Source organism: Streptomyces sp. SID5469 (genome assembly GCF_009862865.1).
In the GTDB taxonomy this organism is placed as follows: Bacteria; Actinomycetota; Actinomycetes; order Streptomycetales; family Streptomycetaceae; genus Streptomyces; species Streptomyces avermitilis.
In genome coordinates, this window is sequence record NZ_WWIN01000001.1 from 2,307,604 (window position 1) to 2,322,118 (window position 14,515).

Below are 14,515 nucleotides of genomic sequence, written 5' to 3' on the forward strand. Positions count from 1 at the left end.
GATCCGGCTAGAGCAGCGATCCGAGCGGTCCGAGGTCCAGATTCAGGTCCTCGGGCCGCACACCGTAGCGCTCGCACAGTTCCTTCATGCGGTCGTCGAGCAGCATCAGCGTGAGCCCGATCCGCTCTTCCTGGTCCTCCGTCAGCTCTCCCGTGTCGAAGCGGCGCACCGCCTGCCGCTCCATCAGCTGCCGCAGCAGTTCCACGACGGTCAGCACGAGCTTGACGAGATCGCGCTCCACGGTGTCGGGCTCGAGATCCAGCCGATTACGTCCACTGCTGCTTGTGCTCACTGTTCCTCCTGGTCCGGCCACGGCGAGGGGACCTGGGCGTTCACCGAGCTGATGAGCGCGTTCAGATCGATGCGCACGAGATCGACGTCCGCGATGCGCAGGGTGAGGTCGCCGGTGATGACGACGCCGCCGGCGAGCAGCCGGTCGAGCAGGTCCACCAGGGCGATCTCACGGCGTTCCACCACGGTCACGCGTCCGCCTCCCCGTCGATGCCGCTGAACGAGTACGCAGCCCAGGGGCCGGTGAGTTCCACCCGTACCCCGGACAGTTCGTCCTTCGTACGGTCCACTTTCTCCACGAACTCCTCCGAGTCCGAACGCGGCACCAGATAGGCCGCGTTGAGCACGTTGCGTCCCGACGCCCGGGAGAGCGCCGGATTCTGCGGGGCGTGCAGACGCGAATCCTCGGCGTATTCCGCGAGGGTGTGGTGCAGCCGGCCCGCGAAGCGCTCGCTGTTCTCCCACATCTCCTCGTGGGACCGATTGCGCTGACGCCGCTGACGCAGATAGTCCCGTCCCGAGGCCGCTTTCCCGGGCGAACGTTCCGGTTCCGTCTGCTCCGTTTCGGCGTACACCTTGACGCCCCACTCCACGCGCCCGTCCAGGCGGTCCAGCGTGCGGCGGAAGGCCTCCTCGCGCGCCTCCATCATGACCCGTACGGAGCTGTCGTCCTGGAACACGGTGCCGAGCCTGAGCGGCAGGGGCGTCGTGACCACGGTGAGCGCGTCGATCACACTTTGGTGGGCGCGGGCGGTCGCGGTCAGCCACTCCAGGTCCTCCAGATGGGCCCGCAGCGGCTCCTCGGCGAAGTCCTCCGCCGGCACCTCGCTGACGACGGCGACCAGACCGTGGTGCGAGAGCTGCTTGGGCGGGGCGCCCGCCACCCCCGTCAGCTCGGCCTGGAGGGGCGTGCCGAAGGGGCGGCAGACGGCGTACACGTAACGCAGCCCGGTCATGAGGCCTCCTCTTGGGGGCGGGCGCCCTCCAGTTCGGCGACATGGGCGCGCAACTCGGCGTTCTCCCGGGCGAGTTCGTTGTGCCGGGCGCGCGAGGACAGTGCCGGGTCGTCCTCCCACCAGTCGATGCCCATCTCCTTGGCCTTGTCGACGGAGGCGACGATGAGCCGCAGCTTGATGGTGATCAGCTCGATGTCGAGCAGGTTGATGCGGATGTCGCCCGCGATCACGACGCCCTTGTCGAGCACCCGTTCAAGGATGTCGGCGAGGTTGGCGCCGCCGCCTGAGCCGTAGGGGTCGGGCAGTCTGCTGGGAGTGGTCATCGGCGACCCCCGCCTACCGGGGCCTCTTCCTCTTCGTACTCGTACTCCTCCTCAGGAGCCTCGTCCTCCGGGACCTCGTCCTCGTCGGCGTACTCGCCCTCCGGAGCTTCGTCCTCGTCGGCGTATTCGGCCTGCTCCTCGTACGGCTCGCCTTCTTCGCCGTCCGCTTCGCCGTCCTCCTGGTCCTCGTAGGCCTCCTCGGGCTCTTCGGACTCGCCCTCAGGGCCCGACTCCTCGGCCTCCTCCTCGGCGACCGCGTCCTCGTGACTGCGGACGACCTCGCCGTCGCGGATCTCGCCGCGCCAGCCGTCCTCGGCCTCGCCCTTGAGCGTGATGAAGCGGGCGAAGTTCTTGAGGTCGAGCCGGGCCCGGCGGCCCTGGGCGCGCCAGATGTTGCCGGTCTTCTCGAACAGGCCCTTGGGGTAGTACTCGATGACGAGCAGCACCCGGGTGAGGTTGTCGGCCAGGGAGTGGAAAGTGACGACGCCCTTGGTCGTGCCCTTCGCGCCCTCGGACGTCCAGGAGATCCGTTCGTCGGCCACCTGCTCGGTGGTGTGCGCCTTCCAGCTGCGGTTGGACCAGAAGACCTTGAGCTGCCAGTCGCTCGTCGTGTCGTCGGCGCGGTTCGCGCTCTTGACGCCCTTGGCGAAGGTGCTGAAGTCCTGGTACTGGGTCCACTGGTCGTACGCCGTGCGCAGCGGCACGCCGACGTCGATGAACTCGATGATGACGGTGGGCTTCTTGCCCGCACCGCCCTTGCGCCGGCCCTTGCCGCCGGTCAGGTTCTTCAAGGCGCCCACGACACTGTCCTTGGCCCGGCCGGCGCCGAGTTCCAGGGCGGAACGCAGCGGGCCCTTGCCCTCGGCGAGTTTGCGGCCGCCGTCGAGCGCGAGCTTGGCGAAGCCCGGGCTGTTGCCTTCCGCGATGTCGTTGAGCTTGCCCGTGGTCTCACCGAGCTTGCGGCCGAAACCGACCAGCAGCCGCTGGGCCTGGGCGCCCAGGTACTCCTGCACCTCCGCCTTGAGCCGGTCGGCGGCCTCGCTCTGGACGACGCCGGTGATCGGGTTCTCCTTCACCCCGCCCTTCGCCTGGTCCTTCGCCCGGCCCGTCACGGACCCGAGGGTGTCACTCATCGTCGCCGCCCCTTTCCCGGGTACGAGTCCGGGTGACCCGGCGCGCGGAACTCTTGGCGGCCGCCGTCCTCTTGGCGGCCGCCGTCCTCTTGGCGGGAGCCTTCTTGGCCGCCTTCTTCGCCCCGGCCGTTCCCGCCGCCGTCTTCGTCGCCGGAGCCTTCTTGGCCGGAGCCTTCTTGGCCGGGCCCTTCTTCGCGGCGGTCTTCTTGGCCGGCGCCGCCCGGCGCGGGCGGTCCTCCTCGCCGTCGGGCTCCCGGTCCCGCTCTTCCGGCTCGTCCGCCTCGCCCCGCTCGTCCCGTGCGTCCTCCTCGTCCCGCTCGTCCTCCTCCTCGTCGTCATCGAGGCCCGGCACGTCCGGCGCGACGCCCGCGAGCTGGTCGCGCACTTGCGCGGTCCGCCCGTGCAGCCGGTCGGCGAGTCCTTCGATCTGCCGCTCGAGCAGCGCTCCGGAGGCGGCCTTGCCGACGCCGCGCAGATCCTGCCGCAGCTCGTCGCCGATCTCCTTGAACTGCGGGTTGTTCAGCAGCTGCTGGGAGACCAGGTCGGCGAGGGCCCGCGGGGTGAGGTTCAGCCGCTTGCCGGCCACCATGGTGCCGACGGCGAACGCCAGCTTCATCTTCTTGGTACGTCCGAGGACGTATCCGGCCCCTATCGCGAGGCCCAGTCCTATTCGATTCATCCTGTCGTCCCGTTGCCGGTTCCCGCGCCGCTGCGCGAGCTGGTCTCCAGCCGGTCGAGGAGCTCGTCCTCCCGGCGGTCGAATTCGGTCTCGTCGATCTCGCCCGCCTCGAGCTGCTGCTCGAGGCGGGCGAGTTCGGCACGGATCGTGGCCGGGTCGTAGTACTGGCGCTCTGCCTCCGCCAGTACCTGACCCAGCACCCAGATGCTGCCCCGCGCCGGTGCGAACGGCAGCAGCAGCACCTCTGTGATCAGGCCCATGCCATCAGCTCCCGGTGGGCGGCCGCCGGTGCCCGGCGGGTCACTCGACCCGCTCGGCGCCGGTGAAGCTGTCCACCGACTCGGACGGGTCGGGTTCGACGAAGCTGTACGGCGGCAGCGGCCCGTTGAGCCGCACGTCCAGGTGCGGATGGCCCTTGCGCAGCTGCTCGACGGCGGCGACGAAGGTGTCGGCGGCGTCGCGTGCCACCAGGAACGACACGTTGGCCAGCCAGCCCGTCGACTCGGGGCCGACGCTCACCGCGTCGGCCGCGGGCTCCAGCGTGTGCCGCACGTCCACCGCGTCCTCGGCCTCGCGCCGCTGGACGGCCGCCGCGACCATCTCACCGAGTTGCAGGCGATGGTCGTAACTGCCGCCGCCCGACTGACGGTTGGCCTCGGCGAGCGCCCGTATCTCGGTGTTCTCGGACATCACGCGGTGCAGGACGGCCTCTTCGTCGTGGCTCGCCTTGACGTTGTACTCGACCCGGCCGGCCAGTGCCGTCAGGCGCTCCTTGTAGTGGTCGGCCCGCTCGGCGAGCACACCGGCGACGGCCGCGTCGTCCGCCCCGACGCTGCCGAAGCGCATGGGCAGCACGGTGCCGCCGCCTCCGGCCTCGTTCAGGACGTTCTGATGGGCGAGCAGATCCCTGCGCTTGGGGCGCAGCCCCTCGGGCGCGTCGCTGACGATCGCCGCCAGCTCGCCCTCCTTGATGATGCGCACCGGCATCGGCGGTTCGCCGACCCCGCCCATGCCGTCGGGGAGCGAGGGGTGGGAACTCGCGGCGATGCCGTAGACGTACGTACTCACTCCTGCTCCTCCTTCCGGCGCGAGGCGGTGGACTTGCGGGCGCGGGGCCGGCTCTCGCTCTGCCCCTCCTCACGGGACTGCTTGAACGCGTCGGAGATCGTCTCGGCGGCGCCGGACAGCGCCCCCTTGGACTTGCCGCGGGCGCCGGACTCGGTGATGTCACCGACCAGGTCGGGCAGCCCCGGGCTCTTGTGCGGTCCGGATTCCAGGTCGAGCCGGTTGCACGCCTCGGCGAAGCGCAGATAGGTGTCGACACTGGCGACGACCACACGGACGTCGATCTTGAGAATTTCGATTCCGACGAGGGAGACCCTCACGAAGGCGTCGATGACGAGCCCTCGGTCGAGTACGAGCTCCAGAACGTCATACAGCCCACTGGAGCCACCTCCGCCACCGGTCTGCTGTGCGGGGACAACGGTCATGCGGGTTGAACCTCCCTGGTCCGTCAAATGGGTTGAGCGTGGGGCGGGGACGCGGTCTAGCGGGCGTCGGCCCGGCCGCGTTCGTAGCGGCGGACCCGGCGATAGCCGGTGAGTTCGCCGTACGGGTCGAGCTTCACCTCGTAGCTGGCCAGCAGGCTCATCGTGTCCGGGACACGGGCGAGTTCGAGAACCTCGACCTGCAACTGCCAGCCGTCCTCCGAGCGTTCGAAGGACGAGACCGACTCGGCCTCCAGGCCGGTGAGTTCGGCGAACTGGGCGCCTGCCTTGCGTAGCACCTCCATCGTGCCCGGCCGCTTTTCCGCCGTGCCGCCCCGCTCATTTCTCGGTGCGTCCTGCGTATTCTGTGAATCTTGTGATTTTGACGTGTTGGATGTGTTCGACATGGCCACCTCCCCCTTCGAATGGCCACAAAGGCGAGGGCCAAACCTCCAACACTGCGCAACAGTCCGTGGGTCAACCGCGCAATGCGCGGAACCGGCGCCCCCGAGGGGGCGCCGGGCAGGGCTCGGACCGTTAAGGCCCGGGCACGACGACGTGCGGTCCGCGCGAAGCCGCCGTCATCAGCACGGACGGCAGCTTCGGAAGGTCAGCGCACGACGGCCTGTTCCACCAGCAGCCGGGCCGCGGTGGCGATCGACTCGGCGTCGATGCCCGCGGCGTGCAACTGCTCGGCCGGGGACGCCGAGCCGGGCATCGTACGGACGGCGAGGCGCACCAGGCGGGGCACGGGGCGTCCGTCGAGGAAGGCGTCGAGGACCGCGTCACCGATGCCGCCCTCCTCGCGGTGGTCCTCGACGGTGAGGAGGCAGCCGGTGTCCTCGGCGGCCTGGCGCAGGGTGTCGCGGTCGACCGGCTTGACCGAGTAGAGGTCGATCACCCGGGCCCGGATGCCCGCCTCGGCCAGCGAGTCGGCGGCGGCCAGCGCCTCGTGGACGGTGACGCCGGCCGCGACGAGCGTCAGCCGGTCCTCGCCGGAGGACCGCAGCACCTTGCTGCCGCCGACCGGGAACTCCTCGTCGGGCCCGTACAGGACGGGCGACGCGCCGCGCGAGGTCCGCAGATAGCGGACGCCGTCGAGGCCGGCCATCGCGGCGACGAGCTTCGCCGTCTGGTTGGCGTCGCAGGGGTAGAGGACGGTCGAGTCGTACACCGACCGGAACATCGCGAGGTCCTCCAGTCCCATCTGCGAGGGCCCGTCCTGGCCGATGGACACGCCGGCGTGCGAGCCGACGAGGTTGATGCCCGCACCGCTGATCGACGCCATGCGCACGAAGTCATGGGCGCGGGTGAGGAACGCGGCGAAGGTCGCGGCGTACGGCACCCAGCCGCGGGCGGCGAGTCCGACGGCGGCGGCGACCATCTGCTGCTCGGCGATGTAGCACTCGAAGTAGCGGTCGGGATACTCCTTGGCGAAGTACTCGGAGCGGGTGGAGTCGCCGACCTCGCCGTCGATGGCGACGACGTCCTCGCGGGCGCCGCCGAGCGCGGTGAGCGCCTGCCCGTAGGCGTCGCGGGTGGCTACCTCGTCACCCTTGTCGTAGCGCGGGAGCTCCACCTGTCCCGGCGCGGCCACGGCGTGCAACACCCGTGCCGCCGGGGGATCTTGGACCTCGATGCGCAGCTCGCGGACGCCGCCGAGTTCGGCGATCGCCTCCTCGGCGTCCGGCAGCGGTTTGCCGTGCAGGCCCTCGCGGTCCTCGACGGCCGCGACGCCCTTGCCCTTGAGGGTGCGGGCGAGGATGACGGTGGGCTGGCCGCTGGTGGACTCGGCCTCGCCGTACGCACGGTCGACGGCGTCCACGTCGTGACCGTCGATCTCGATGGTGTGCCAGCCGAAGGCCTGGAACCGGCGGGCGTAGGCGTCCAGGTCGTGTCCGTGCCGGGTGGGGCCGCGCTGGCCGAGGCGGTTGACGTCGACGATCGCGGTGAGGTTGTCGAGGTGCTCGTACCCGGCGTGCTCGGCGGCCTCCCACACGGAGCCCTCGGCGAGTTCGCTGTCGCCGCACAGCACCCAGACACGGTAACCGGTGCGCTCGAGCCGCTTTCCGGACAGCGCGATGCCGACGCCGACGGGCAGACCCTGGCCGAGCGAGCCGGTGGCCGTCTCGACCCAGGGCAGCCGGCGGGGCGTGGGGTGCCCTTCGAGGCGGCTGCCGAGCTCGCGGAAGGTGAGCAGTTCGGCGTCGTCGATGGCGCCGGCCGCCTTGTAGGCGGCGTACAGCAGCGGCGAGGCATGTCCCTTGGAAAGGATGAAGCGGTCGTTGCCGGGGTGGGCGGGACGGTCGAAGTCGTAGCGGAGGTGGTGGGCGAGGAGTACGGCCATCAGGTCCGCGGCGGACATCGAGGAGGTGGGGTGCCCGGAGCTCGCGGCGTCCGCGGCACGGACACTGTCGACCCGCAACTGCTGTCCCAGTTCGGTGAGTTGACGGGTGTTCATGAGGGTCCTTCCGTAGTGGGGGTGTCAGTGGTGGCGAGCCTCTCCGGGGCGCCGGGCATCCGTGCCAGTTCCGGCGACGCGGTGTCCAGGGGCACCGACCAGGACCGCACCAGACCCAACTGCACGGCCTGGCGCGGCAGTACGGCCTCCAGCAGCCAGTCGGCGGCGACGCGGACACGGTTGCCGGGCATGGCGGCGAGGTGGTAGCCGCGGGTGACGGCACCGGCGAGCGGGCCGGACAGGGGGATGCCGAGGGGGTTGGCGGCGGCCTGCACCCCGCCGAGGTCCACGACGAAGCCCAGGTCGCGGTGGCGGTAGGGGCGGCGGGTGCCGATGCCGAACGAGGCGGCCACGTTGTGGCCGGCGGTCTTCCCCTGCCGCCAGGCGTGCTGGGCGGTCATCGGGGTGTACTGGCCCGGATTCTCCAGGTCGGGTACGGCGGCCGCGTCGCCGCAGGCGAACACCTCGGGGTGGCCGGGGACCTGGAGGGTCGGCTCGACGAGCAGCCGGCCGCTCTCCATCGGCAGTCCGAGGGACTCGGCGAGCGGGTCGGGCCGCACCCCGACGCACCATACGAGGGTGCGGGTGTCGACGAACTCGCCGTCGGACAGCAGGACTCCGTCGGACGTCGCCTCCTTCACGGAGGTCCCCATGCGCACCTCGACGCCCCGCTTGCGCAGCACGCGGTCGGCGGTGCGCGAGAGCCGTTCGTCCAGTCCGGGCAGGACCCGGGGTGCGACGTCGAGCAGCAGCCAGCGTGGCCGCCTGCCCTCGCGCAGCGGCCGGTTGCGCACCAGCGCGTCGGTGAGCAGCTGCCCCTGTACGGCGACCTCGGTTCCGGTGTAACCGGCGCCGACCACCACGAAGGTGCACCGGGAGGCGCAGGTCTCGGAGTCGGCCGCCGCGGCGGCGAGTTCCACCTGGCGGGTCACGTGGTCGCGCAGATACAGCGCCTCGGGCAGTCCCCGGAAGCCGTGTGCGTGCTCGGCGACGCCGGGAATGGGCAGCAGCTTGTTGACACTGCCGGCGGCGAGCACCAGCCGGTCGTACGTCAGTGTGCCGACGTCGCCCTCCGGGCCGGTGTAGCGCACGGTGCGAGCGTCGAGGTCGATGCCGTCCGTCTGGGCCTCGCCGAGCACCAGCCGCACGTGGGGCAGTGTGCCGGCGAGGGAGACGGTGACGCGGCGCGGCTCCAGGATGCCGGCGGCGACCTGGGGCAGCAGGGGCAGATACAGAAAGTAGTCCGTCGGGTTCAGGAGAGTGATGTCGGCCTTGTGCCGGGTCAGCCGGGAAAGGGTGCGGGCCGTCTGGTATCCGGCGAAGCCGGCACCGACGATCAGGATGCGGGGTCGACTCACGATTCGCCTCCGGCGGGTTCGCTCGTACGGACTTTCCGCGTCCCCTGGGAGGGGTCACCCAAACCCGACGGCCCCGCGCGTTTCCCCCCTCCGGCGGGGATATCCGGCCGGGAAACCGACCCGCCCCCGTCGCGGAGGTGCCGCCCCTGCCCGAGTACGGCCACGTCCTGCGGATCTCGCCACCACCTCCCGTAAGACGACGCGCGGGACCGCCGTCGGCCCCCGTCATCGCGACGGCCCCGCGACGCCCGGACCGAGCCGGCCCCCGTCAGGAGCCCGCTCGGCGGCCCCGGTGGTGCGGTGCTTCGGGGTCCATGTCGTCCTGACGCGGCGCACCCGGCTCCGCGGTTCCCGGCATCGGCGCGCCGGGCGCGACCGGCGGCACCGGCGGGTACGGCATGCCGAGGCCGCCCGGCGGCCCGGCGGGCGGGGTGCCCCCGACGACCCGGCCATGGTCGCCTGCCGGTTCGAGGTCGTACCTGGTCGTGGGCCGGGACGGCGACGGCCGCGCCGCGGCGCGCAGCAGCTGGGCGACGACACCGAGCACGGCGGCGGTGATCAGGGCGGCCGCCCAGCCCGGCAGGCCGAGCGACAGCGCCAGGCCGAGGGCGACCGCCAGCGCGGCACCCGCGTAGAGGGCGGCGGCGCCCGAAGCGGCGTAGAGCGTGGCCGTGCGGCGCTGCTTGCGACTCTGCTCGCGCAGCTCGTCGCGGATGGTCTCGCGGGCGACCTGCGCCAGCTCGTCGACCAGGCTCTTGTCCAGATGTTCCAGGTGATCGAGAGGCTTCATGCGGCCCGGGTACCCGGGCCTCCGCTCCCGTAACTCCGCGCGTGACGCCGTACGCACGGCGAAGCGCCGGACCCGGAGCCGGCGGAACATCCGGCCGGGGCGGGGGATCGGTCCGAAGCGATCTCCTCCCCCGCCGGTCCCAACTAGGCTCTGCGGTATGGAGATTCTGGGAGCCACGCTGCGTATCTGCGTCGACGACCTGGAGGCTTCGGTCCCGTTCTACGAGAGACTGGCGGGCGGCAGCGCGCTGCGTTTCGAGCGCGGTGGCGTCCAGGTCGCCGCGGTCGGCTGCTTCCTGCTGATGAGCGGGCCGGAGGCCGAACTCGACGTCCTGCGCAAGGTCGCGGCCACGATCGCGGTGAAGGACGTCGACGAGGCCCACCGAGTGCTCGGCGACTCGGGCGCCCACATCCTGGCGGGGCCGGTGGCCACGCCGGTGGGCCGCAATCTGATCGCGATGCACCCGGACGGCTCGGTGTACGAGTACGTGGACCGGCGGGCAGCGGACTGAGTCCTCGGCCCCGTGGCCCGGCCGGGTCCGGTGCGCGGGTCCGGTGTCCGGGTCCGGTGTCCGGGTCCGCCGTCCGGTCAGGACGCGTCGAACGCGGACACGACGATGTCGGCCAGCAGCGCCCCGGCCGTCCCGTCCGGGTCCAGGTCGGGGTCGTAGATGGTGACGTTGAGACCGGCGCAGTGCGGGGAGCGCAGCAACGGCCGCAGCAGCGCGACGACCTCGTCGGGCAGCAGCCCGTCCGGGTCGGGGCTGTCGACGGCGGGCATGACGGACGGATCGAGGACGTCCGCGTCCAAGTGCACCCAGAACCCCTGGAGTTGCGGTATCTCGAAGGCCTCCACCGTGGCCCGGGCGAGCGCGTCCGCACCCCATGCGCGAAGGTCGCCGACGGTGACGGTCGCGATCTTCAGCGCGCCGAGTTCCGTCCGCTCCGGATCGTCGTCGCGGATGCCGAAGAGCCGTACGTCCTCGTCCCGCAGATACGGCCGCAGCCCCTCGATGTCGGTCAGGTCCTCCTGCCCCCGCCCGGTGGCCAGCGCCAGTTCCTCGCCGCCCGCGGCGCCGACGCGGTCCGAGTTGCCGGGGTGGCGGAAGTCCGCGGAGGCGTCCACCGCGGCCAGCCCGTACCGCCCGATGCGGCGCAGTGCGAGCGAGGCGCCGAGCTGGATGGAGCAGTCGCCGCCGAGGACGACCGGCAGATCACCGGCGCGTACATGGTGTTCGATGCGGTCGGCCAGCTTGCGGGTGTACGAGGCGAGGGCGGCCGCGTTGAAGACGCCGTCGCCCTCCTGCCACTCCCCGCGGTCGTAGCGCGGCGGTACGACGACGCCGCCCTCCAAGGCGCCCAGGCGCTGCACGATGCGCTGTTCCCGCAGCGCGCCGGCGAGCTTGTAGCAGCCGGGCACGGTGCCCGGGGCGGGCGGGCGCAGGCCCAGGTTGGAGGGGGCGTCCAGGACGACGATGCTTCGCATGGGTTCATCCTCGCCGAAGGGCAAGCTCAGCGAGGGCCGGTCGCCGTGATCGCCCAGCGCTCGTGGTCCCGCCAGGCTCCGTCGATGTACAGGAAGTCCGGCGAGAACCCCTCGAGCCGGAAGCCGCAGCGGCGGGCGAGGGCGATGGAGGCGGCGTTGCCCGGCTGCGCGTTGATCTCCAGCCGGTGCAGCCCCAGGGTGGTGAACGCGTGGGCGACGACGAGTGCGAGCCCCTCGCCCATCAGCCCGCGCCCGGCGGCATGCGCGAAGACGCCGTATCCGAGTGTCCCGTTCAGAAAGGAGCCCGCGACGATGTTGTTGATGTTGATGAACCCGGCGATACCGCCGCCGTCCTTCTCGCACACCAGGAAGCCGGCCTTCGTCGGGTCCTCGATGAGCCGACCCGCGTAGGCGTGGTACGCGTCCGGGCTGTCGGGCGGAAACAGCCACGGCCGGTGCAGGTCCTTGCTCTCCCGCACCCGGGCGAGGAACTCGGCTTCGTCGTCGTAGGTGAAGGGCCGCAGGCCCACGCGGGGGCCCTCGGCGAGATAGCGGGAGTTCTCAGACACCCCGACACAGTACGACGGACGGCGCGTGCCAGGGCCTTTTGACGACAGGACCTAGCGGAGCGCGGGTTCGTCCAGTGTCAACGTTCCCGCGTCCGCGTCCAGTTCGGCCCGTACGCCGAACGGGATCGTCAGCGCTCCCTCGCAGTGCCCGAACCCGAACTCCTCCACGACCGGCACCCCGAGTCCGCCGAGCCGGTCGGCGAAGACCGCGCGCAGCTTCTCGTAGGGACCGCACCTCTCCCACGACCCGAGCGCGATCCCGGCGACCCCGTCGAACCAGCCGGCGCGCAGGAGCTGCGTGAGCGACCGGTCGATCCGGTACGCCGCCTCGCCGACGTCCTCGAGCATCAGCAGCCCGTCCCGGGCCCCGGCACGGGCGTGCGGGGTACCGAGGTCGGTGGCCAGCAGGCTCAGACAGCCGCCCAGGGTGACGCCCCGGGCCCGGCCGGGAACCAGCGCTGGGCCGCCGGACGCGATGGTGCGCACGGACTCCGGCTCGAACAGCGTGGCCCGCAGATGTTCCTGGGCCCGCGCGTTCTTGATGAAGTCGGCGCCCGCCGCCGCGGGCCCGTGCAGCGTGACGAGGCCCGCCCGGGTGGCGAACGCCTCGTGCAGCGCGGTGATGTCGCTGAACCCGACGAACACCTTGGGCCCGGCGGCCCGCATCGCGTCCCAGTCGAGCAGGTCGACCATCCGCTGCACCCCGTACCCGCCGCGGGCGCACAGCACCGCGTCCACGTCCGGGGCGCACCAGGCGGACTGGAGGTCGGCGGCCCGGTCGGCGTCGGTGCCCGCCAGGTAGTCGAACCGGGGATGCCGGTCGAGGACATGCGGGGTCGGGACGGGGTCGAGGTCCCAGCCCCGCAGGATGTCGAGGCCCGCCTGAATCCGTTCCTCGGGGACCGGGCCGCTCGGCGCGATCACGGCGACACGGGCGCCGGGGGCCAGGCGGGCGGGACGGTTCAGCGGGGTCGTCGACATCACGTGGTGAGCTCCAGGGTCGGGACACCGGGCGGATTCAGCCCGAAGACCTGCGCGTACAGGGAGAGCTCCGATTCAAGCACCCGCACCGTCGTGTCGGCCCGGCGGAACCCGTGCCCCTCCCCCTCGAAGGCGAGATACGCGTGCGGCACCCCCCGCCCCCGCATCCGCGCCAGGAACCGCTCGCACTGCGCCGGCGGACAGATCACGTCGTCCAGCCCCTGGAGCAGCAGGAACGGCGCGGTGATCCGGTCGGCGTGCTCCGCGGGCGACCGCTCGGCATAGCGCCCCGGCACCTGGGCGAGCGGCCCCACCAGCGACTCCAGGTACTGCGACTCGAAGTCATGGGTCTCCCCCGAGCCCCAGCCGGCGAGGTCGAGGATCGGATAGAGGATCGTGCCGCAGCCGTACACCTCGGTGCTCGCCAGGGACGCGGCCGTCGTCCAGCCGCCCGCGCTGCCCCCGCGGATGGCGAGCCGGGCGCGGTCCGCGGTGCCCTCCTCGGCGAGGCCGAGCGCGACGGCCGCGCAGTCCTCGACGTCGACGACGCCCCACTGCTCACGCAGCCGGTTGCGGTACTCCCGCCCGTGCCCGGTCGATCCGCCGTAGTTGACCTCGGCGACCCCGATGCCGCGCGAGGTGAAGTAGGCGATCTCCAGGTCGAGGACGAGGGGCGCCCGGCTGGTGGGGCCGCCGTGCGCCCAGATGACGTAGGGCGGCAGCTCGTCGCCGGGCGCGACGCACCCGGGGTTGTGCGGAGGGTAGATGTGCGCGTGGATCTCGCGCCCCACCGGCCCGGTGAACGTGCGGATCTGCGGCTCGGGGTAGCACGCGGGGTCGACCGGGTCGTCGTGCGCGGCGCCGATCACCCGGGCGCGGGCGACGGGGGTTGCCCCTGCTCGATCGGAGCCGAGAGCTTGGGGGAGGGTGTCCAGCTCGACCACCTCGTAGGCGCTGCGCGGGCTGGCGCCGATGCCGACGACCCGGGTGCCGTGCACGGCGAGCGTGGCGGCGAACTCGGTCCAGGGGCCGGCGGCGTCGACCACCTCGCCGGTCTCCGGGTCGAGGATGCCGAGCGCGGTGGCGCCCCGCCCGTGCACCACGGCGATCAGTCCGCTCTCCAGCGGGGCGAACCAGCGCTGCCCGATCTTCCACAGCGGGCCGCCGAACTCCTCCTCGCGGGGGCACACCGGCTCGTCGTCGCGGTACAGGTTCCACCAGCCGGTGCGGTCGCTGGCGTACAGCAGGGACCCGTCATGGGCCCAGTCCACCTGGGCGATCGACTCGTCGGGGCCGCCGGCGACCGTGTGGGCCTCCCGCAGCGTCCCGTCACCGGCGACCTCCGCGACGATCAGCTCCGTGCCGTCCCACGGCATCCGCGGGTGGTCCCAGGCGAGCCAGGCCGCGCGCCGCCCGTCGGGCGAGAGCCGGGGCCCGGTGACGAACCGGTGCCGCCCGTCGGTGAGTTCCCGCACGGCGCCCCGGTCCTCGGCCGCCGAACCGTCCAGCGGCACCGCGGCCACCACGCGGCGTACGTCCGTGGGCCCGTCGCCGGTGAACTCCTCCAGCACGCACCACACTTCGCCGCGTTCGACACGCAGCCGCGGGTCGACCCAGCGCAGTCCGCCGCCGACCGGGGAAACGGGCGTGAGGGGGCGCGGCCGCGCACCGGGGGTATCGGGCTCGTGGGCGTAGAGCCGCTGGTCGGCGAAGTCGACGAACACGACCAGCGGTCCCTCGGGGCGGGCCGCCCCCGCCCAGGGGCGGCCGCCGTACTCGATGACCCGGCTGCGCACGTTCCACGGCGCGGACAGGACGGACTCCTCCACGCCGTCCGCCCTGCGGCGTACGAGGGTGCGCCGGCCGCCCTCGGTGGGCCGCGGCTCGGTCCACCAGGCCTCGTCCCCGACGAAGCCCACGAACTCGGGCTGCCCGTCGTGCGCGGCCGCGAGCCCCGCCGCGATGGGCGAGGGCCATGAACCGTACGCCAGGGTCTGCATCC

The 14,515-nt window shown here is 72.2% G+C and carries 18 protein-coding genes; 1 reads left to right on the forward strand and 17 read right to left on the reverse strand.

Translation table 11 applies throughout. The features are described 5' to 3' along the window. Positions 1-7: 7 nt before the first annotated feature. The 13 genes from GTY58_RS09925 to GTY58_RS09985 all read right to left on the reverse strand — a co-directional run bounded on the left by GTY58_RS09925 (position 8) and on the right by GTY58_RS09985 (position 9,478). A complete protein-coding gene (locus tag GTY58_RS09925; protein WP_010983320.1) occupies positions 8-292 on the reverse strand; it encodes a gas vesicle protein K in 285 nt (94 codons plus the stop codon). Continuing rightward, the gene (locus GTY58_RS09930) at positions 289-483 is read right to left on the reverse strand and encodes a gas vesicle protein (RefSeq protein ID WP_010983321.1); all 195 of its coding nucleotides are present in this window, start codon (positions 481-483) and stop codon (positions 289-291) included. The genes GTY58_RS09925 and GTY58_RS09930 overlap by 4 nt, the downstream gene beginning before the upstream one ends. Next, the gene (locus GTY58_RS09935; RefSeq protein WP_010983322.1) at positions 480-1,247 is read right to left on the reverse strand and encodes a GvpL/GvpF family gas vesicle protein; all 768 of its coding nucleotides are present in this window, start codon (positions 1,245-1,247) and stop codon (positions 480-482) included. The genes GTY58_RS09930 and GTY58_RS09935 overlap by 4 nt, the downstream gene beginning before the upstream one ends. Then, complete coding sequence (locus GTY58_RS09940; protein ID WP_010983323.1) at positions 1,244-1,570, reverse strand: gas vesicle protein; 327 nt, start codon at positions 1,568-1,570, stop codon at positions 1,244-1,246. Before GTY58_RS09940 ends, GTY58_RS09935 begins: the two co-directional genes overlap by 4 nt. After that, the gene (locus tag GTY58_RS09945) at positions 1,567-2,703 is read right to left on the reverse strand and encodes an SRPBCC family protein (RefSeq protein ID WP_010983324.1); all 1,137 of its coding nucleotides are present in this window, start codon (positions 2,701-2,703) and stop codon (positions 1,567-1,569) included. The genes GTY58_RS09940 and GTY58_RS09945 overlap by 4 nt, the downstream gene beginning before the upstream one ends. Continuing rightward, positions 2,696-3,382 carry a hypothetical protein gene (locus GTY58_RS09950; RefSeq protein WP_010983325.1) on the reverse strand — a complete coding sequence of 229 codons (687 nt, stop codon included), beginning with the start codon at positions 3,380-3,382 and terminating at the stop codon, positions 2,696-2,698. The genes GTY58_RS09945 and GTY58_RS09950 overlap by 8 nt, the downstream gene beginning before the upstream one ends. Further along, positions 3,379-3,642, reverse strand: coding sequence for a gas vesicle protein GvpG (locus GTY58_RS09955; RefSeq protein ID WP_010983326.1), 264 nt, complete (start codon positions 3,640-3,642; stop codon positions 3,379-3,381). Before GTY58_RS09955 ends, GTY58_RS09950 begins: the two co-directional genes overlap by 4 nt. A gap of 40 nt (positions 3,643-3,682) precedes the next feature. Next, entirely contained in the window at positions 3,683-4,450 is a 768-nt protein-coding gene (locus tag GTY58_RS09960) for a GvpL/GvpF family gas vesicle protein (protein ID WP_010983327.1), read from the reverse strand. Further along, positions 4,447-4,872, reverse strand: a complete 426-nt coding sequence (locus GTY58_RS09965) for a gas vesicle structural protein GvpA (protein WP_010983328.1) — start codon at positions 4,870-4,872, stop codon at positions 4,447-4,449. The genes GTY58_RS09960 and GTY58_RS09965 overlap by 4 nt, the downstream gene beginning before the upstream one ends. Before the next feature lie 56 nt (positions 4,873-4,928). Then, complete coding sequence (locus GTY58_RS09970) at positions 4,929-5,276, reverse strand: gas vesicle protein (protein ID WP_010983329.1); 348 nt, start codon at positions 5,274-5,276, stop codon at positions 4,929-4,931. 203 nt (positions 5,277-5,479) lie between these two features. Further along, positions 5,480-7,330 carry a transketolase gene (locus tag GTY58_RS09975; RefSeq protein ID WP_010983330.1) on the reverse strand — a complete coding sequence of 617 codons (1,851 nt, stop codon included), beginning with the start codon at positions 7,328-7,330 and terminating at the stop codon, positions 5,480-5,482. Beyond that, on the reverse strand, positions 7,327-8,688 hold the full coding sequence (locus tag GTY58_RS09980; protein WP_010983331.1) for an NAD(P)/FAD-dependent oxidoreductase: 1,362 nt from the start codon (positions 8,686-8,688) through the stop codon (positions 7,327-7,329). The genes GTY58_RS09975 and GTY58_RS09980 overlap by 4 nt, the downstream gene beginning before the upstream one ends. Before the next feature lie 268 nt (positions 8,689-8,956). Then, complete coding sequence (locus GTY58_RS09985; RefSeq protein ID WP_037647523.1) at positions 8,957-9,478, reverse strand: phage holin family protein; 522 nt, start codon at positions 9,476-9,478, stop codon at positions 8,957-8,959. A gap of 157 nt (positions 9,479-9,635) precedes the next feature. On the opposite strand from GTY58_RS09985, the gene GTY58_RS09990 reads away from it, so the two are divergent. Continuing rightward, positions 9,636-9,989: a VOC family protein gene (locus tag GTY58_RS09990; protein WP_010983333.1), complete on the forward strand. Its 354-nt coding sequence runs from the start codon at positions 9,636-9,638 to the stop codon at positions 9,987-9,989. A gap of 77 nt (positions 9,990-10,066) precedes the next feature. Here the strand turns inward: GTY58_RS09990 and GTY58_RS09995 are convergent, their stop codons facing one another. Genes GTY58_RS09995 through GTY58_RS10010 form a run of 4 tightly spaced genes read right to left on the reverse strand, consistent with a single transcriptional unit; the run spans position 10,067 to position 14,513 of the window. Next, positions 10,067-10,963, reverse strand: coding sequence for an arginase family protein (locus GTY58_RS09995; RefSeq protein WP_010983334.1), 897 nt, complete (start codon positions 10,961-10,963; stop codon positions 10,067-10,069). A 26-nt stretch (positions 10,964-10,989) separates the two neighbouring features. Beyond that, positions 10,990-11,532 (reverse strand): GNAT family protein, encoded by a 543-nt coding sequence (locus GTY58_RS10000; RefSeq protein ID WP_010983335.1) that lies wholly within the window; start codon positions 11,530-11,532, stop codon positions 10,990-10,992. Between the two features lie 51 nt (positions 11,533-11,583). Further along, positions 11,584-12,513, reverse strand: a complete 930-nt coding sequence (locus tag GTY58_RS10005; RefSeq protein WP_037647347.1) for an LD-carboxypeptidase — start codon at positions 12,511-12,513, stop codon at positions 11,584-11,586. After that, positions 12,513-14,513, reverse strand: a complete 2,001-nt coding sequence (locus tag GTY58_RS10010; protein ID WP_010983337.1) for a prolyl oligopeptidase family serine peptidase — start codon at positions 14,511-14,513, stop codon at positions 12,513-12,515. Before GTY58_RS10010 ends, GTY58_RS10005 begins: the two co-directional genes overlap by 1 nt. Positions 14,514-14,515 lie beyond the last annotated feature (2 nt).

Bases quoted from the DNA above. Each gene is read 5' to 3' on its own strand.
- GTY58_RS09935 (WP_010983322.1), bottom strand. From the start codon at position 1,247: ATGACCGGGCTGCGTTACGTGTACGCCGTCTGCCGCCCCTTCGGCACG.
- GTY58_RS09940 (WP_010983323.1), bottom strand. From the start codon at position 1,570: ATGACCACTCCCAGCAGACTGCCCGACCCCTACGGCTCAGGCGGCGGC.
- GTY58_RS09945 (WP_010983324.1), bottom strand. From the start codon at position 2,703: ATGAGTGACACCCTCGGGTCCGTGACGGGCCGGGCGAAGGACCAGGCG.
- GTY58_RS09950 (WP_010983325.1), bottom strand. From the start codon at position 3,382: ATGAATCGAATAGGACTGGGCCTCGCGATAGGGGCCGGATACGTCCTC.
- GTY58_RS09955 (WP_010983326.1), bottom strand. From the start codon at position 3,642: ATGGGCCTGATCACAGAGGTGCTGCTGCTGCCGTTCGCACCGGCGCGG.
- GTY58_RS09965 (WP_010983328.1), bottom strand. From the start codon at position 4,872: ATGACCGTTGTCCCCGCACAGCAGACCGGTGGCGGAGGTGGCTCCAGT.
- GTY58_RS09970 (WP_010983329.1), bottom strand. From the start codon at position 5,276: ATGTCGAACACATCCAACACGTCAAAATCACAAGATTCACAGAATACG.
- GTY58_RS09975 (WP_010983330.1), bottom strand. From the start codon at position 7,330: ATGAACACCCGTCAACTCACCGAACTGGGACAGCAGTTGCGGGTCGAC.
- GTY58_RS09985 (WP_037647523.1), bottom strand. From the start codon at position 9,478: ATGAAGCCTCTCGATCACCTGGAACATCTGGACAAGAGCCTGGTCGAC.
- GTY58_RS09990 (WP_010983333.1), top strand. From the start codon at position 9,636: ATGGAGATTCTGGGAGCCACGCTGCGTATCTGCGTCGACGACCTGGAG.
- GTY58_RS09995 (WP_010983334.1), bottom strand. From the start codon at position 10,963: ATGCGAAGCATCGTCGTCCTGGACGCCCCCTCCAACCTGGGCCTGCGC.
- GTY58_RS10005 (WP_037647347.1), bottom strand. From the start codon at position 12,513: ATGTCGACGACCCCGCTGAACCGTCCCGCCCGCCTGGCCCCCGGCGCC.
- GTY58_RS10010 (WP_010983337.1), bottom strand. From the start codon at position 14,513: ATGCAGACCCTGGCGTACGGTTCATGGCCCTCGCCCATCGCGGCGGGG.